We start from the raw sequence: 17909 nt of genomic DNA, 5'->3' as shown, positions 1-17909 counted from the left end.
TGCAGGGGTGGTCTTTTCGCTTTAAACCTTCCTCATTCGGACAGCCATATACGGTGTTCCGGGCAGTTCAATCCGGAAGGTTCCCTCATAAGTTCCTTCCTGCTCACGGACAGACATGTTCCACGTGTCGATAACATCCACTTTGTAGCGGATGCCCGGCTTCATGGTGTATGTTCTAAAGCTCGGTTGGTTAAAGCCATAATAGTATAAATAGTATTCATCTTGAACGCCCGCTGACGGGACATCCCATTCGGACTTTAACGGATTCAAGCCTTCCGTTGGACCCTCTTGAATGATTTTATGCAGGAAGCCGATCCGCTCAGGGCTGCTTCCGTACAGCTTGCCCCCTTTGGACCACCATAGGATGTTCTCCGGATGCAGGTAGGTTTCGCCGTGGCCGACATAACCGCCTCGGATGGCGCCTTCCCAGAAGCGGCGTACCATTTCCTGACCGGAAATGTTGCCCCAGCCTTGATCAATGTTGCCTTCATACGCGCATTCGTCAATCACGATAGGCTTCTGCCATTTCTCCCGCCATTCGTTCGTGTTTTCCGCAGTCCGGTAAACGTCGATTCGTTGAATGCTGCAGTGCGTTACCCAAGGCCGGCTGTAATCGTAGAAGCCGAAGCAGTTGTGGATAGAGATCAAATGACGGTTGGGGTCATTCTCCGTTACGATCTTCGCGAAGCGTTCCCAATCCTCTTCCTCTTTGGCCCACATCAGATCATACTCATTGGCGAGCGACCACCAGACATTGCGATATGCGGAGAGACGGGCCGTCAAATAACGCAGGTAGCGGTCATCTGCCGACTTCGGCATTTCAGAGAAGCCCCAGCGGTCGTAGGCATGGAATAAAATCAGATCCGCCTCGATGCCTAACTCCCCAAGGTCGGCGATCCGCCGTTCCAAATGCTGAAAGAACATTGGATTGAAGCGTGTATAATCCCAGCCTTCCTCGACTGAACCCTCGTAAGGATAGTAGACCGGCTCATTCGCGTTGAATTGATAGGATTTTGGAAAGACGCACATGCGCATCTTATTGAAAGGGGCCGATTTTAGCGTAGCCAGCGTTTCTTCCTCCAGCTCTTCGCCTTGATGGGTCCAGACGTAACAGGTGGTCCCGACTGGAATATAAGGCGTCCCATCCTCGTAAGCGAAATGGAAGGTATGCTTGACCCGTACCGGTCCATGATTTCCCTCAATTGCCGGTGTGCATATAAACTGCCCGGTGAGCTCATTTAGCGAGCGCGCGTTGCTGTAGGTTCTGTACGTCCAACTACCTTCCGCATCCGGCATGAAGCGGATCCGGTAAATACCATCCCCTTCATAAAATCCCTGCGTGCGCACAACCCGGCCTTCATTGCTGAATTCGGCCTCCAAGCTTACATCCACGAACGGATTTCCGTGCTTTGGCCCTTGGAGTGTCAGCTCAAAGATACCCCATTTTTCGGCTTGATCCGATGCTTTAACAGTCGCCGACCCTAAAGCTACAGATTCTCCCTCATAGTCGGCGGCGGGAGTAATCTCTTCATCCACTTCTTCTATAGGTATCGGAGCTAACTCCGAAAGAATGGTCTCCAACAATTCCGGCGCGATCATCCATGCTTGATTGGCTACGGAAAACGAAGGCAGTGTATACTTTTTGATGAACGAAAGATAAGGGGAGTCCGCAAGATGCGGAAGGTACTTCAACAGTACAGCTCGACCCGTAGGATTCGCCCATATTTCACCTATTTTCGACTGTTCATTAAACGGCATTTTCTACGCCTCCATCTCTATTATCCGCACCTAATACCGATGCTACCGCGCGATGCCATCCGGCAAGATGCTGTTCGCGCACTTCAGCCTGCATCTTTGACTCATAGGTGATATAAGCTTGGCTGCGATCCTTGATTTCTTCCAGGGATAACCAGAAACCGACCGCTAGCCCTCCCAAATAAACCGAACCCATGGCCGATAGCTCGGCGACCTCCGATTTGACGACGCTCCGCTCCAGCATATCTGCCTGGAACTGCATGAGCATCGTGTTATCGGAAGCGCCCCCGTCCGTGCGCAGCTCCTTCAGCTCAATGCCGGATTCCGCTTGCATCAGCACGACCGCATCTTTCACTTGGTAGGCAATGCTTTCGAGTGCAGCCCGGATAATATGCGCCCTGCCGGTTCCCCGGCTCATTCCCGTAATCGCCGCACGGGCATAAGGATCCCAGTAGGGAGCGCCCAATCCGACGAATGCCGGAACCAAATATACACCTTCGTTATTCGGAGTACGAGCCAGCAATTCCTCCATCTCCTCAAAGCTGCTAAAGAGGCCCAATTGGTCACGTACCCATTTGATCGTATCGCCCGAAGTGCGGATAATCGCTTCGAGCGCATAAGTAATTTTACCGCCCATCCCCCATGCAATGGCCGTGACCAGCCCGTTTCCAGGTTGAATGTGCTTCTCGCCGACGTTCATAAGCACAGAAGTGCCGGTCCCGTACGTCGCTTTGGCCATACCGGAATCAAAGCATTGATTGCCGAATAAAGCGGCTTGCGAGTCGCCTATGATTCCGGAAATCGGAATTTTCTCCGGGAATAGCTCAGGATCCTGTGTATAGCCGAAAATCTCGTCCGACGATTTGACCTCCGGAAGCAAGGCAGCCGGAACCCTAAACCTATGACACAACTCATCATCCCATTCTAAGGTATGTATATTGAATAGAGATGTCCGGCTTGCATTTGTATAGTCGGTGGCATGAACGCTGCCCCCGGTCAGCTTCCATAGAAGCCAGCTGTCCATCGTACCGGCCAGCAGCTTTCCTTGTACCAGCTTCATTTTCGCGTCTTCTGCATGCTCCAATATCCATTCCCACTTGGTTGCAGAGAAGTAGGGGTCAAGCAGAAGGCCGGTCTTGGCGCGAACGGTTTCTTCCATACCGGCAGCTTTCAGCGCGGCGCACCGGTCCGCTGTCCGCTGACACTGCCAGACGATAGCCGGATAGACGGGTAGACCCGTTGTCCGGTCCCATACTACGGCCGTTTCCCGCTGATTGGTGATCGTTAAAGCCACCAGCTGACCGGCTTCAATGCCGGCCGATTGAAAGGCCTGGCGGGCTGTTATCTTGACATTATTATAGATCTCAATTGGATCATGTTCTACCCAGCCGGGCTGCGGATAGCTCTGCTTATGCCCACCCTCGCTCCGGGCAATGATCCTGCCGGAACGGTCTACGATTAAAGCCTTCGTACGTGATGTACTCTGGTCTATGGCCAGAATGAAAGTTCCAGTCATGCTTCGGCCACCTGCTTGCCGATCATTTCAAGCGCAACGCGCTTTAGATTGTCGGGGGTAAGGCCGTAATGGTTGAAAACCTCCGCTGTTTTACCGGCGATCGCAGGTTCGTCCGGAATGCCGAGAATGCGCATCGGCACCGGTTGATGTTGAACGACCACTTCAGCGACTGCGGCACCTAGGCCGCCGAAAATGCTATGCTCTTCAACCGTAATAATATGCCCTGTTTCCCGGGCAGCCCGGATTACCGCTTCTTCGTCAAGCGGCTTGATCGTATGCATATTGATGACGCGACAGGATACCCCCGCCTCTTTGAGCGCTTTCTCTGTATTAAGGGCTACCCGAACGGTTTCACCTGCAGCAATGATCGTCAGATCCGTTCCTTCATGCATCGTTACCGCTTTTCCAATGACGAATTCATAGTCATCGGATTCGTAAACATCCTCCACTGCGTTCCTGCCGATCCGTACGTAAACGCCGCCATGGTGCTCAACCAAAGCCTCGGTCATTCTCTTGGTCTCGTGACGATCCGCAGGCAAAATTACCGCAAGTCCGGGAATTGCCCGGGCAACCGCTATATCCTGAACGGAGTGGTGGGACATGCCGAGAGCGCCGTAGCTCACTCCTCCGCTAATGCCTACAAGCTTCACGTTGGTTCCGGAATAGGCCACATCCACTTTAATCTGCTCAATGCTCCGCATACTTAAGAAACAAGCCGGCGATGTGACGAACGGCTTCTTTCCGCTGTGGGCAAGCCCTGCCGATATGCCGACAATATTTTGCTCGGCGATACCAACTTCTACGAACTGTTCGGGAAAAGCCTTGGCGAAAGGCGCCATCGCGGCTGAACCCCTGGAATCGCTCGCTAGAACCATGATATCCCGATCGGTTTCAGCCAGATTTAATAAGGTCTCGCAAATAACCTGACGGTTAGGAATCGTATTCATCATCCGCGCACCTGCCCTTCCAGTTTCAATTGCTCAAGAGATGCGGAGAGCTCGGCCAAAGCTTGTTCGAGCTCCGCATCGTTCGGCACGTGATGATGCCAAGCAGGCTTATTCTCGGCAAAGGAAATTCCCTTGCCTTTCACCGTATTGGCCATGATCAGTGTAGGCTTGCCGGGTACAGTTGGTACGGACCCAAAGGCTTCAACCAGAGCTTCCATGTCGTTACCGTCAATGGAAATAACGTTCCAGCCAAACGCCGCCCATTTCTCCTCAAGCGGCTCAAGCCCCATGACTTCTTCCGTGCTGCCGCTGATTTGCAGGCGGTTCCGGTCAATAATGCCTACGAGATTATCGAGCTTATAATGAGGGCCGGCCATAGCCGCCTCCCAGACGGAGCCTTCCGCCTGCTCCCCGTCGCCCATAAGACAAAATACCCGGTAGCTTTTGCCGTCTCGTTTAGCCGCCAGCGCCATGCCAACGGAAATCGCAAGCCCATGCCCGAGTGCGCCGGTATTCATTTCAATCCCCGGCACCTTATTGTTGGGATGGCCGATCAAACGTGTTCCGAACTGGCTGAAAGTCGCTAATTCTTCTTTCGGGAAGAAACCCTTGTCTGCGAGAATACACCATAAGGACTCCACGGAGTGGCCCTTGCTCGCGATGAAGCGGTCCCGCTCTTCCCATTTCGGATTTTTCGGATCGATGTTCATGATTTTATAATATAAGGCCGTTATAATGTCCGTATTGCTGAGGGAGCCGCCGGTATGTCCCGTATTCGCTCCGTGAATCATTTTGAGCAGATCCATTCGGATCTGGATGGCTTTTGTTCTCAGTTCGTGATGGTTCACCATAGTAACCTCCTTCGTAAGCATTTAGTTACAGGTCAGACCCGCGCAGCCAAGCCTGAATCTCTTGCACCGTCGGATCCACCGGATCCGGGGCAAGACCTGGAATATATTGGCACGCTTCGTAAAGAGCCGGGATCACATTGGCATGGATACCAACGGAATGATGAACGTACGGACCTTTGACAAGCTTCTCTTCCCATAATGGCCAGTCGTTCACTTCTACCCAAACGTAGGAGCCGCGTGTATAAGGTCCTTGTATACCGCGAGCACGCCCTAAAAATAGTTGATATTCCCCATGATCGCCGTCAAAACGGACCAGTGTCATACCGCCGCCTTTGATCTCGCCTTCGTGAGTTCCCGGCGCATGGTCATCGAACAAGAAGTGCTTGCGCAGCTTCGGCTTATCCTCTACGGAGAGAGACACTGGGAAATTGCCGCAGTGGAACAGCAGCTCACCGTTGGGATTCTCCGGATGCCGGACCGTCAAGTCGGCAAAGAATGTTGGAGCTTGGTTCATCGAAGCAGCCTGAACCATGGTGGAGGTAATCGCGCCATGAATGTCGGTTTCGCACGTCACTGGAATCTGTTCATCCGTAAGAATCGCATTCGCCAGACAAGGCATAATTCCTATTGCTTCCTGAAGGGAAGACCAACACTGGATGGCAATGGCGGTGCTGCCGGTTTTCGTCGCGTATTGTTTCATGGCCACCTTTAGTGCTGCAATGCGTCTGACATCATCCTCGGTAACCTCGCTGTAATCCAGCTTTTCTTTAATATAAGCAACGGCTTCCTTGAGCTCTGCGCTATCTCCTTTTTCAATTTGCTTAGAAGTCCGTTGAATATCCACCAGCGTAATAGGATGAATCTCGATACCGAACCGCTCGAGTAGCTCTCCCTCGTTGCACATCATTGTATAGAAGGAAGCCGGCCTTGGTCCGATCTGTAAAATACGCAGGTTGCGGAACTGTCTGACCACGTTGGCAGCGGCAATAAAATTTGTAAATCCGCGTTCAAAGATCGGATCATCCACCCGGCTGTTCGTCACATAAGTGAACGGCACATTAAAACGGCGAAGCACTTTTCCTGTGGCGAAAAGACCGCATTGAGTGTCCCGCAGACGCATACCGTCCTCAAGCGGCGACTCATCGCGAGGCCCCCACAAAAGTACAGGCTTTCCAAGCGCTTTTCCGACCCGGGCTACGGTATCTTCGGTGCCAAAGTTGCAATGCGGAAAAAAGACCGCATCCACCTTTTCCTGCTTGAACCGCTCAATAATCGCCTCCGCGTTGATGTGATCATCGTAAAGCAGTCCCTCAGAATTGAGTCCCTCCAAGTCTACGATGTCGATGTCCAAGCCGAAGCTCTCGATTTTCTCCCGGATTTGAACCTTATACTTAAATGCGTCTTCAGCGCTAAATACAAAACGGCGTGTAGGGGCGTATCCCAATTTAAGCTTCTTCATGTCATGTCTCCTTTAAAAAAATTCACTAAACAAAACATAAACAAATTTACTAAACCAGTATAAACTTATTTCTTGGAAATGTTTTATAATCTCATCCTAACACTCGTTATTTTGGGTGTCAACGACTTATTTAGTTGTTTTTTTATAAATTTTTAGTCAATAATAAGCTAAACTTAACTAAACAAATTCATATCTCTACCTTGTATAACTCAGTCATTCAGTGTAAACTAAACTTACTCAACGAATTAGTTAGTACGAAACGAGGAACCAAACAATGAAGATGGAAGATATCGCAAAAATCGCAGGCGTTTCAAAATCGGCCGTATCCCTCGCTTTCAGCGGAAAGCCAGGAATCAGCCTGGAAACCCGTGAACGTATCCTGCAGATCGCACAGGAAAGCGGATACCTCCCTAAAGGAAAATCCCCGACCTTGGACCATACAGCTAAATCCCTTACCTTTTTAGTCATTGCAAATTCGGGAATCGTACTGGAGCAGTATTATCAACAGCCTTTTTTCAGAGAACTGATTCACTTCATTGAGGAAAGATGCCGCGCAAAGGGCTATTCCTTGCTTTTTTCCTCGATTGATATGGAGTTTTTTGATAGGGATATCCGGATGGTTGCAGAGGAGAAGAAAAGCAATGGGGTTGTCTTACTAGGAACGAACTTAGATCGGGAGCAAATCGCAGATATTGCCGGTAAAATTCAACCGCTTGTCGTATTGGACACCTGCTTCGATACGCTGCCGATTCATTTTGTAGAGATTAACAATTTTATGGGCGCTTATCAGGCCGGCAACCATCTCTGTAAAATCGGGCATAACGATATCGGCTATATTGAATCCAATGTCCGGATTCATAATTTTGAGGAGAGAAAGCGCGGTTTTACCGCGGCTATACATGAGCATGGCAGAGAGATCCCGGACACTCACAGATTTTCCGTAGCGCCAACGATTCTCTCCTCCCAGGATTCGCTCAAAGCTCAGCTAGAAGCGTTCTTAAAGAAAGGAAACCGCCTGCCGACCGCAGTATTTTGCGAATGCGATTATATCGCAATAAGCGCCATGAAAACACTTCAAGAGCTTGGATACCGGGTTCCGGACGACGTATCGGTCATCGGGTTTGACAATATTACGGAAGCGGTCATTGTTTCTCCGGAATTAACGACCGTCCATGTTGAAAAACAGAGAATGGCTTATCTCGCTGTGGACCTTCTTATTGAATCCATTGAGCTGGAGCAAAGCGCCGGAACGAAGATCAGGGTCGATACGCATTTTATCGAGAGACAATCCTCTCGGGTAAAATGAGATAAAAGGGGCCGTCCCTCAGCCATGTTTGATGGCTTTTGGGACAGCCCCTTCGATTGTCGACAAACTTAATCCGAATCTTATTTGAGTCGAACTAAGTAGATAATAACTTTCTTCCTTTGCGAAAAAGAAGAGTTAGCATCCATGGGATCGCAATAATAAGCACAAGCACAATAAGGTTATACAAGTTGAAAAGCGCGATGGAGCCGGGCAATTTCACTTTGAATTTCCACATGGACAATAGCGCCGGATGCATTAAATAAACACCAAAGGATACCGCGCCGAGCGATGTAAGAAAGCTTGCCAACCGGTCCGCATTCTTCTGGAGCAGCTGCGCCAGCCAAATGAAGCTTACGCCGATGCCGATGCTGTAGAGCACCCACAATACCTCATACCACGTATTATCGATCCTGTATCCCTTTAGAGCCCCGACAAACAACATGACATAGGCAATGCCACTCAGTATCGTAGATGGAAGCACCCAGCCTTTATTGCGGTCCAGCCATGCCCGAAAAGCCGGATAATGAATGCCGATAGCCCCACCCACGAGGAAGTAACCGAAATACGTGATGCAAAGCTCAGGCTTATGGCTAATGGTGCCAAACCAATGACTGTAGACATAGACGCCCGCCTGAATCAATATTCCCCATAGCGCCATCGTTCGTCTAAACCATAATAGCTTCCGTGCTGCCCACACTAGTAATGGGAATAGCAAATAGAACTGAACGATAATGATCATAAAATAAAGATGATAACCGGAGTCCGCCCACTTCAGCTGCTCCAGAAACACGGAAGGCTCCACCTTAACAGGATGTCCGGGCGTCCATAACCAGGGATTATAAATATAATAGAAAAAAGACCAAACGATATAGGGAACCAATACCTGACGCACTCTCTTCCAATAGAAGATTCCCGCTTGTCCGGCGCTCCAATTATCGATATAAATATAAAACAATACAATTCCGCTAATAAAAATAAACACAGGTACGGCAAAATAGCTGACTTTGTTCAAAATAATGCTGAATAACTGCGTGCTGCTCCCAATCAAAGCCGGATCCACGGTGCTGTCTGCTGTCACATGGATCAGAACGACAGCTATAATCGCTAGCGCCCGGACGATATCAAGCTCTGTAATTTTTGCTTTAGCCATAACGGTTTTTGTCCTCTTTTCTTCATCAATCCCCTTTTTACTATAATGAGTTTCGTTAGCTAACGCAACTCATGCATAGGGTTCAATATTTAGGGGAAAATGATTCCGTTCAAATACTCAATCATGGAGGGAACCATGAAGCATCTGCTTGTTTATGCGCATCCGAACCCAAATAGCTTTAATCACGCTATACTTGACACATCGACTAAAGCATTAGAAGCAAAAGGCCATGAGGTGACCGTTCGCGACCTCTACCAAATGAATTTCAATGCTGTATTGACATCCGAGGATATGGCGGCTTTGCGTTCGGGGCAAACTCCTGAGGATATCCGGAAGGAACAGGATTATATCGCCGGGGCGGATTGTATAACTTTTATCTATCCCGTTTGGTGGACGGGGCTGCCGGCCATTCTTAAGGGCTATGTAGACCGTGTGCTATCCTACGGATTCGCCTATGCATATGGATCAAACGGGAATATTGAAAAACTGCTTACCGGCAAGAAGGGCTTGCTGATCAGCACCCATGGAACGCCAAGCGATATTTACGAATCCATCGGCATGACTCAGTCTTTGAAGCAAACGTCGGACGGAGGCATTTTTGATTTTTGCGGTATTGAAGTCGTAAATCACCTCTTCTTCGGCAGTGTTCCTCAGGTTGATGACGCAGCACGAAAAGGCATGTTGGCACAAGTGGAACAGACTTTTCAAACCCACTTCTGATCCGCATACGGGGTTGAGAAGCGGAACGATTTTTCTCAAGTTCATGAATTATGAAGCAAATAAAAGGCCGCCCCATCGTAGATCGCTCTACTGTCGGGACGGCCTCTTATTTATTTCAACATGCTCTCTAGAGGCTCCGCAATAATGCGCTGAACATCCTCCAGCACAACCGACAAGCGGCGCTCCGCATCAAACAAACGGCCGATGTTCGGATTCAGCGCAAGCACCTCGTACAGCTTCTGCATTTGTTCCATTTCCTCTTGCGGCGGCATTTCGCCGGCCATCATCTTTTGCTGAAATTCCGTTTGGCGTTTACGAAAATCTTCCAGCATGTTTTTGGCGGACGGATCTGCATCCACCTTGGCGCGAATATCTTTCATTTCCATATACTCGCTGCTCTCTTTAATCGCTCTTGCCAGGTCGTAAGCTTTGTCATGCACATTCATCTACGATACCCCCTAATTGATGTTTTAAAAATATAATCAGATTTTTATACGCTAACTAATCATTTCCTTTTTTCGGTTGGGCTCTTCCCACGGCACTTTCAAGCAGTTTCTTAAGCACCACTGGATTTATGTCCTCATACAATGGAGTAGTTTACTTTGCTTAAACAGCAATGCCATTTTTGATGCTGGAAGGAGTGTTCGCTATTGACCAGGACGAAAATTGGGATATCGATTCAAGGCACCAGCATCTATTTGGATGATCGGACCGTTGTTCTAAGTGAAGCCATTGCAAAAAAATGGAAAATCCCAACCAATCAAACGATAACCTTGCGTTTTGGCTCTGTCAAGCAGGATATCAAAGTCATTACCGCCTCCATTAAGAACAGCTTGCGTGTAAACCCTGCTCTGGCATCCAAACTCGGTCTTCATCAAGGATCGAAGCTCTGTCTCCATTATAGGCAAAGCAGCAATACCTTGTCGATCGGACCGCTGATTGGAGTAATGGTCAGTCGTGTTTATGCCGGCTCTTCGGATCGTCCATTTGGCGCCATTACTGCCTTTTGCAAGGAAATGACAGCGGCATGTGAAAAGTTTGGCGCTTTTGTGTGCTTTTTCCCTCCCGGCGAAATGCGTGGGACCGCTCAATCCGTGTCCGCATATTCGTACGCCAATGGTGCATGGAGCAAAAAAACGTTTCCGATTCCAAATGTGATTTATAACCGGCTCACTTCGCGTAAATATGAGAACCTGAAACATGTTCAACAGTTCCTAAGCGAAGTTAAATCCCGATATGGCACGGAAGTTTTTAATGAAAAATATTTAGACAAAACGGAAGTATTCGAGGCGCTGCGTAAAGATAACAGCCTTCACGGTTATTTGCCGGAATCCTACCTGTTTAAAAACTACCAAATGCTAAAGTCCATGTCCAGCCGACATCCCGTGCTTTTCCTGAAACCCATCACGGGAAGCCTCGGCAAAGGCATCATTCGGATTCGCCGGGAAGCCGGAGACACTTACACGTGTCATTTCACCAATCTTGGCGGTGTTCGCAAACAATCCTTTCCAACGCTCACGAGCGCATTTCAAGCGTTATCCGGCAAGCTGAAAACGCAGCGCTACCAGCTCCAACAAGGCCTCGACCTCATTACATCAGCGGGCAGACCTGTCGACTTCCGGGCGCTCGTGCAGAAGGGGCCGCTCGGGCAGTGGTCCATCACCTCGATTGTCGGCCGAATCGCCGGAACTCAGCACTTCGTATCCAATTTGGCGAGAGGCGGTACGCTTAGCACCGTCCCGAACGCACTCGCCAAATCATCGTTAAGCGCCAAATCCCGCGTCCTTGTGTCCGGGCGATTGCGCAAGGCTTCCTTGGACATAGCTAAGGGGATCGAAGCGCAGATTCCGAATCATTTCGGCGAGCTGGGCATTGACCTTGCCGTGGATAATCACGGGAAAGTATGGTTGCTTGAGGTAAACTCCAAACCATCCAAGGATGATAATACACAATTAAACGTGGAACGTAAAATCCGCCCTTCTGTGAAGCAACTCGTGCAATACTCACGCTTTTTAGCCAAGTTTTGAGGTGAAATTATGCAGACACGTCCCTTACTTGGAATCATGGTGACGGAACTGAATCGGAAGCTGCCTTTTGCGAATTCAGCTTTCTACGAGCGCCTTTCAAGCCTAGGCGCCAAGGAAGACCTGGATGTGTTCGTCTTCTCGCCGAATCGGATCGATTGGGAGAAACATACGGTGACAGGACATACGTATGTCCTGGAGAGCAAGGAATGGGTCACGAGCCTCTTCCCTCTGCCTTCTCTCATTTATGACCGGTGTTTTTTTAACAACAGGGCCAGCTATCATCAGTACCGCTATCATGTACGCAAACTGCGCGCTATGCCCGGCATACGCTTTCTGGGGTATGGCCTCAGCGGCAAATGGGACGTTCAACAAATTTTACAAAAAGACGACGTACTTCAGCCTCATTTACCGGAAACACGCAAACTTGCACACGGGCATGACCTGTGGAAATGGCTGAATGAGAAATCGGACGTCTTTCTTAAACCTGTGGGCGGCAGCCATGGAAAAGGTGCCCTCCACATTCGGAAAGTCGTGTCCCCCTCTGAGGGACAGCTTTTCATTGTAGAGGGGCGCAACGCCAAAAACCTGCCGATCCACCGGCAATTTAAGCAATTTGATGCTTGCTGGCAATGGCTGCGCAGCTTAATCGGCTATCGGCCCTATTTAATACAGCAGTACCTTCCCCTACTTTCGACGGAAGGCATGGCCTATGACGTTCGTTCCCTCGTGCAAAAGAACGGATTCGGATCATGGGAGAACACCGGCATGGCCGTGCGCCTCGGCAAACCCGGAAGCGTCACCTCGAATCTGCATGGCGGAGGGTCGGTTGAAGAGGTCTCCTCCTTTCTGAAGCAGCAGTTTGGAGAGCTCAAGGCTGAAGAGCTGATTGCCGATCTCATCAGGCTCTCCAGCCGCATCCCGCCGGTTCTGGAAGCCCATCATGGACGATTGGCTGAGCTTGGCATTGATCTGGGTATCGACAGCTTCGGCCATATTTGGGTTTTAGAAGTAAATTCAAAGCCGGGCCGCACGATTTTTGCGCAAATGCGCAACGAGAAAGCTCGCATAAAGTCCTTATCGAATCCGATCCGCTATGCCGGATTTCTACTACACAAGAAGCTAGCGCAACAAGTTTAGGAGGGTAACCTAATGAGTTTGACAACGTGCATGCTCCACGCCGTACAACGAAAAGATCGATCGGTCTACCTCACAAGTGAACTCGCCAAAGCTTTACGGTTAACCGGCGCCAAATCCGTAACTGTAAAGGTCGGCAGCAAATCGGCAACCCTTCCGGTTCGTCTGATCAAAAAGGCTGGCCAGCATATGTACATCCCGCTCACGCTGATGAGCATCTTACGCATACCTAGAGTTGGCAATGTTTTGGCTGCTAGCAACGGCAACAAAGAACTTCGTCTTGGTCCCTTGATCGGCATTTTGACGAATGTGACGGGCAGCTCCACAGCTCCCTTCGGATCTAAAACCGGTTTTATCCGGCAAATCATGAATACAGGGTCATCCAAATCTTTCCATTTCGCCTTTAGTCCACGAGATGTGAATTGGGCACAAGAAACGGTCTCCGGCATTCTCCTCAAAAGCGGCGGCGGTTGGGTCCGCAGAACATTCCCCTTACCGGATGTCGTCTATAATCGTCTATCCAGCAGGAAGGCTGAAAAAACGGCCGGCATTCAGGGATTTAAAGAACGCTTCGTGCGTAGAGGCATCCCCCTCTTTAACTGGAGCTTCTTTGATAAATGGGACGTCTACAAAATGCTCGATGGCGACGAAGTGTTCAAATTCGTTCCTGAATCCCGCATCAATCCATCTGCGGAACAGATAAAAGAAATGCTTGATAAACATAAGTTCATTTACTTAAAGCCGACGGCAGGAAGTCTGGGCATTGGTATTTATCGCGTGACGTATAACCCCAAAAAAGGGTATTTTGTCCGCTATCGCAAAACCGGTAAAAATGTGCTCATCCGTTACGCCAAGTTCGATGGTCTTATGAGGATGCTCGGGACAGGGCGAGGCCGATTAACGAATTACGTGGCGCAACAAGGTATCCGTTTGATTGAAATTGACAGCTGCCCGATTGATTTCCGCTTCCATATGACGAAGAACGGCAACAATAACTGGGTTGTAGCCGCCATAGGAGCCAAGAAAGCCGGCAAGGGCAGTGTGACCACACATATCCGCACCGGCGGCCAGTTGATGACACCGGAGCAGGTGCTGCGTCAAATCTATGGCAGCCGTGCCGAACAAGTCCTTACGAATGCCAAAGAAACGGCCGTTAAGCTGGCGGAAGGTATTGAAAACAACTACAATCACTTGCTCGGTGAGCTTGGATTCGATATCGGTATCGATCAGAATGAGAAAATTTGGATGTTCGAAGCGAACGCGAAACCGGGAAGATCGATTTTCAAACATCCGTCCTTAAAGGCTGGGGATATCGCTTCACTAACGAATATCTATGAGCATTGCCTTTACTTGAGTCGTTTCCGATCAAGGAGGGAGAACTGATGGGATTCTTCCTTCACGAGATTGGGCGAAAACCTTCTCTAGCCATTCTGACGGTTAAAGACAATAAACGAGTGTTTCGCGGGAATCTGGACAATTTTCTGGATTTAATCCGCACCGGGGATCGGTTAGGTGTAGACGTCTACGTCGTGACGATCTCTGATTTTAGCCTAACAACCCCCCGGATGAATGGCTATCGCTACGATTTCACCAAAAAAAGATGGAGACGGGAACTCGTTCCCTCTCCCCAGGTCATTTATAATCGGATCCCTTATCGCAAAATGGAGATGCGGCCGGAAGTCCAGCAGACGATCCAAGCCTGTAATCGAAGCGGCGCTGTCCATCTCTTCAACCCTTCCTTTTTCAATAAATGGTCGCTCTTCGAATGGCTCAATAACTCCAGGGAGAGTAAACCGTTTATTCCGGACACGATGCAGTTAAAATCTGCTAACGATTTGAAGCAATTATTGCGAAAGCACCCTGTGCTTTACTTAAAGCCTGTCAAAGGGAAGGCGGGAAAAGGGATCATGCGCATTGATCGAATCACCAATAAGAACAATGCTCATGATTACAGGCTGAGCCGGCAACATAATAAACAGATGACCTATACCATGCACAACTCGGTCGACGATCTCTGGAAAGAGTGGAATAAACGTCACGGATCGGAAGATTATATCGCACAACAAGGTATTGCGCTTACCCGCTTCAACCATAGGCCCTTTGATTTGCGGGCGCTTATCCAGAAGACTTCTAAAGGTTTATGGAGCGTTTCCGGCATCGGAGCTCGTGTTGCCGGTAAGTCCAGTATTACAACGCATGTGCCGCGCGGCGGTTCGATCGACGACCCTAGTAAACTGCTTGCGCATGCTTTTGGCGCCAAGGAAGCGAAGCATATTCTAAGTCGGGCAAGGAAAGCAGCCGTTACGCTCGCCAAGCAGATTGAACGAGCATCCGGGAATCAGCTTGGGGAAATGTCCATGGACCTAGGCGTCGATACCGACAAAAACATCTGGTTCTTCGAAGCGAATTCCAAACCGATGAAATTCGACGAACCGCAGATTCGCAAAAAATCTCTTGAACGTATTATCGGATACAGCCAATATCTGATCAATCATGGAAGAAGAAGGTGATTATGCTTGGCTCCACAACGACTGGGCGTACTCGCTATTTATTTAAGCAAAACTCGGCTGGAGGAACTCTCTTTTTTCCGAAAGCTGAGCCAAGAGGGAAAAAAGCTGGGGGTTCAAGTCGAGGTGTTTACGCCGGACGATGTAGAGAGCAATACATCTGTCCGAACTTTGACCTATGATGCTCAAATCGGGAAATGGATTCGCAGGCGCACCTCCTTCCCTCCCGTCATTTACGACCGCTGCCGCTATAAAGCTGCAGCCAATTATCGAATGCTGCAAGCTTTCCGCAAAAGTCATGCAACGCTTATTTATTTAAGCAGACCTTTGGCAAATAAATGGAAAATGCATCAAGTGCTTACTGAAAGTGAAACAATTCGCAAATATGTCCCTGCCACGGTTCGTTACAGTACGACTCAAGAGTTGATGCGCGCTATCAAGAAGCATAAACTCATTTACGTCAAACCGAAGAATGGAACCGGGGGCAGAGGTATTCTGCGCATCGAACAAATCGGCAACGACTTGTATTTATTACAGGGACGCAGTCAGCAGCGTACCATTCTGGCTCCTTTTCGCGCATCGGAAAAACAGCTCATGATCAAACTCCATACGCTGAAGTTAAGTCCGGACTTCGTCGTGCAGCAAGGCATCCCGCTAACCTTGAAAGACGGACGCGTGCATGATTACCGATTGCTCATTCAAAAAAATGGCCGCGGTGAATGGGAGGTCACCGGATGCGCAGGCCGTATCGGCCCCCCCCGCAGCATTACGTCGAATCTGCATGGCGGAGGCAGCGCCGTCTCCTTAGATCGGCTGTTATCATATCGCTTCTCCTCGCAAGCTAAGATCAACGAGATTAAAAAAGAAATGAACAGCTTCGCTTATAAGCTCGCCGCATTTTTGGAAACGAAATTCGGCAAGCTGTGTGAATTAGGCATGGATATCGCCGTCGATCCGAACGGTCAGATCTGGCTGCTGGAGGTAAATCCGAAGCCTTCCCGTGAAGTTTTCCGGAGAATTGGTCAAAAAGAGACCTATCGGAAGGCGGTTACACGCCCGCTGGAATACGCGCTATGGATGATGAGGGAAGGTAAGAAAGATAGTACGACATCGTCTATCGAATCTGATACGAATGAGGTTATTGAATAAAATAATAGCAAACGAACGGAACCACGCTGCATTCGCAATAAGGGTTCCGTGTTACATATGTGATTTACCTGAATCGGGTCTCTCATGAATGACTTTGCAATTCCTGTACCTTATCATCTTCGTCAATCGTTCATGCAGATACTTCATCAGCGCTGTACTTGTACAAGCCCCCCCTCCAACAAACTTCAAAAAGAAAAGATCGATTCGGGCAGCCCAAACTTCGGGCTTGAATCGATCTAACATTCTCCTCAATATCTTTACGCGCCTGTTCCTACTTTGTTTGCCCCTGCTTCCATACCGTCAGGATCAAAGGTGATTGTGGCGCTAACCAGCGTCGTGGATATCGTGAAATCTCCGGTTATACTGTTGCCGCCGCCGGCATTCGTCTTGGAGGCACTGGTAGGAGCCACTAAGCAAGTATCCCCGTTGATCAGACTTCCTTCGTTTCTAATGATGTTAAAAACTCCTACAAAAGAAGGCATAGTATCAGCACCCTTATCGTCAATGTGCTATAGTGTATGCCCATTATGAAGCCCTTGCGACAACCGTTTTACGATTAAAGATATACTAGTAACTCATCGAAACTTTTAATGCGGATATGAGCGCCTTCGAGCTCGCCTTTCTCCCGGAAACCGGCGTAATCGCAGGCTGCAACCGTCAAACCATTCCGGAGTCCCGCTTCCACATCGGAGGAACGGTCACCGACCATCCACGCCGACTGAATGTTGTGAGTTTCCAATAACAATTTCACCAAATCGACTTTCGACTTCGTTTGATATTCGCCCGCGCTGTACAATCCTTCGAACAGCTCCCCGATACCTTTGGCTTGTACCACATGCTTGACGTAATCCTCGAGCCCATTGCTCGCCACAAACAAGCGAATTCCCTTGGCATGCAGCGCCTTTAGCGTTTCAGCAACGCCATCATACAACACGCCTTCGCCTTGCTTCAGCCCTTCCATTTGATAATGCAGGAGAAGCTTGTCCGCCTGAAGCCTCGCTTCCATAGACGCCTCCGGCATAACTCGCTGCCAGATATGCTCGAGCAGCATGCCAAGCGCTCCCAAAATGAGTTCTTCCGGTGGCGTTTCTCCTTTAAATAAACCCTTCTCGCGAAGCTCCTCAAACGTTGCATGATAAGCAGGCAGCAGCAATGTTTCCGTCTGAAACAGCGTGCCATCCAAATCGAAAAGCATCGCTTCGGGTTGTGGCCGTTTGGTTTGCATCATCCAGTTTCCTCTCCTTTTGCATGGGAAAATAAGCTATGTAGATCTTAGTTAAGAATGGCAAACATACCCATGTTAGTCAATGTTCATATTTGGTAAAAAGCCTGTTGCTGTTGAGAAATAATTCAGTTATGATTGAAATGAGAATAATTTTAATTAAAAA

At 49.1% G+C, this 17909-nt stretch carries 16 protein-coding genes; 7 read left to right on the top strand and 9 right to left on the bottom strand.

All coding sequences use genetic code 11. The annotated features are described in order from the left end of the window. Nucleotides 1-21: 21 nt before the first annotated feature. Genes ICC18_RS21695 through ICC18_RS21675 form a run of 5 tightly spaced genes read right to left on the bottom strand, consistent with a single transcriptional unit; the run spans nt 22 to nt 6528 of the window. Complete coding sequence (locus ICC18_RS21695) at nt 22-1758, bottom strand: DUF5605 domain-containing protein (RefSeq protein WP_188176542.1); 1737 nt, start codon at nt 1756-1758, stop codon at nt 22-24. After that, nucleotides 1748-3271, bottom strand: a complete 1524-nt coding sequence (gene glpK, locus ICC18_RS21690; protein ID WP_188176541.1) for a glycerol kinase GlpK — start codon at nt 3269-3271, stop codon at nt 1748-1750. The genes ICC18_RS21695 and glpK overlap by 11 nt, the downstream gene beginning before the upstream one ends. Further along, a complete protein-coding gene (locus ICC18_RS21685; RefSeq protein WP_188176654.1) occupies nt 3268-4218 on the bottom strand; it encodes a transketolase family protein in 951 nt (316 codons plus the stop codon). Before ICC18_RS21685 ends, glpK begins: the two co-directional genes overlap by 4 nt. Beyond that, nucleotides 4218-5069: a transketolase gene (locus ICC18_RS21680; protein WP_223192749.1), complete on the bottom strand. Its 852-nt coding sequence runs from the start codon at nt 5067-5069 to the stop codon at nt 4218-4220. Before ICC18_RS21680 ends, ICC18_RS21685 begins: the two co-directional genes overlap by 1 nt. Before the next feature lie 25 nt (nt 5070-5094). Continuing rightward, the gene (locus ICC18_RS21675; RefSeq protein ID WP_188176540.1) at nt 5095-6528 is read right to left on the bottom strand and encodes an L-fucose/L-arabinose isomerase family protein; all 1434 of its coding nucleotides are present in this window, start codon (nt 6526-6528) and stop codon (nt 5095-5097) included. Nucleotides 6529-6802: 274 nt separating this feature from the next. On the opposite strand from ICC18_RS21675, the gene ICC18_RS21670 reads away from it, so the two are divergent. Then, nucleotides 6803-7834, top strand: coding sequence for a LacI family DNA-binding transcriptional regulator (locus ICC18_RS21670; protein ID WP_188176539.1), 1032 nt, complete (start codon nt 6803-6805; stop codon nt 7832-7834). A gap of 94 nt (nt 7835-7928) precedes the next feature. On the opposite strand, the gene ICC18_RS21665 is transcribed toward ICC18_RS21670, so the two are convergent. After that, complete coding sequence (locus ICC18_RS21665) at nt 7929-8984, bottom strand: acyltransferase (RefSeq protein ID WP_188176538.1); 1056 nt, start codon at nt 8982-8984, stop codon at nt 7929-7931. Nucleotides 8985-9119: 135 nt separating this feature from the next. On the opposite strand from ICC18_RS21665, the gene ICC18_RS21660 reads away from it, so the two are divergent. Continuing rightward, nucleotides 9120-9704, top strand: a complete 585-nt coding sequence (locus tag ICC18_RS21660) for an NAD(P)H-dependent oxidoreductase (protein WP_188176537.1) — start codon at nt 9120-9122, stop codon at nt 9702-9704. A gap of 110 nt (nt 9705-9814) precedes the next feature. Here ICC18_RS21660 and ICC18_RS21655 read toward each other — a convergent pair whose 3' ends face one another. Continuing rightward, complete coding sequence (locus tag ICC18_RS21655; protein ID WP_188176536.1) at nt 9815-10150, bottom strand: YlbF/YmcA family competence regulator; 336 nt, start codon at nt 10148-10150, stop codon at nt 9815-9817. A 204-nt stretch (nt 10151-10354) separates the two neighbouring features. Between ICC18_RS21655 and ICC18_RS21650 the strand changes: the two genes are divergently transcribed. The 5 genes from ICC18_RS21650 to ICC18_RS21630 are packed head-to-tail and all read left to right on the top strand — an operon-like array spanning nt 10355 to nt 16521. Next, nucleotides 10355-11731, top strand: a complete 1377-nt coding sequence (locus tag ICC18_RS21650; protein WP_188176535.1) for a YheC/YheD family endospore coat-associated protein — start codon at nt 10355-10357, stop codon at nt 11729-11731. 9 nt (nt 11732-11740) lie between these two features. Then, nucleotides 11741-12868 (top strand): YheC/YheD family endospore coat-associated protein, encoded by a 1128-nt coding sequence (locus ICC18_RS21645; RefSeq protein WP_188176534.1) that lies wholly within the window; start codon nt 11741-11743, stop codon nt 12866-12868. Between the two features lie 12 nt (nt 12869-12880). Continuing rightward, nucleotides 12881-14248, top strand: a complete 1368-nt coding sequence (locus ICC18_RS21640; RefSeq protein WP_188176533.1) for a YheC/YheD family endospore coat-associated protein — start codon at nt 12881-12883, stop codon at nt 14246-14248. Beyond that, complete coding sequence (locus tag ICC18_RS21635) at nt 14248-15375, top strand: YheC/YheD family endospore coat-associated protein (RefSeq protein WP_188176532.1); 1128 nt, start codon at nt 14248-14250, stop codon at nt 15373-15375. Before ICC18_RS21640 ends, ICC18_RS21635 begins: the two co-directional genes overlap by 1 nt. A 6-nt stretch (nt 15376-15381) precedes the next feature. Then, nucleotides 15382-16521: a YheC/YheD family endospore coat-associated protein gene (locus ICC18_RS21630; RefSeq protein WP_188176531.1), complete on the top strand. Its 1140-nt coding sequence runs from the start codon at nt 15382-15384 to the stop codon at nt 16519-16521. A 257-nt stretch (nt 16522-16778) separates the two neighbouring features. On the opposite strand, the gene ICC18_RS21625 is transcribed toward ICC18_RS21630, so the two are convergent. Together ICC18_RS21625 and ICC18_RS21620 are read right to left on the bottom strand one after the other, a co-directional pair. Then, nucleotides 16779-17003, bottom strand: a complete 225-nt coding sequence (locus ICC18_RS21625) for a spore germination protein (protein WP_188176530.1) — start codon at nt 17001-17003, stop codon at nt 16779-16781. A 74-nt stretch (nt 17004-17077) separates the two neighbouring features. Beyond that, the gene (locus ICC18_RS21620) at nt 17078-17746 is read right to left on the bottom strand and encodes an HAD family hydrolase (protein ID WP_188176652.1); all 669 of its coding nucleotides are present in this window, start codon (nt 17744-17746) and stop codon (nt 17078-17080) included. Nucleotides 17747-17909: the final 163 nt, after the last annotated feature.

This window comes from Paenibacillus sedimenti, assembly GCF_014534655.1.
Classification (GTDB): Bacteria; Bacillota; Bacilli; order Paenibacillales; family NBRC-103111; genus Paenibacillus_E; species Paenibacillus_E sedimenti.
Note: the sequence above shows the minus strand (reverse complement) of the source record. Positions and strands in the feature narration are given on the sequence as shown.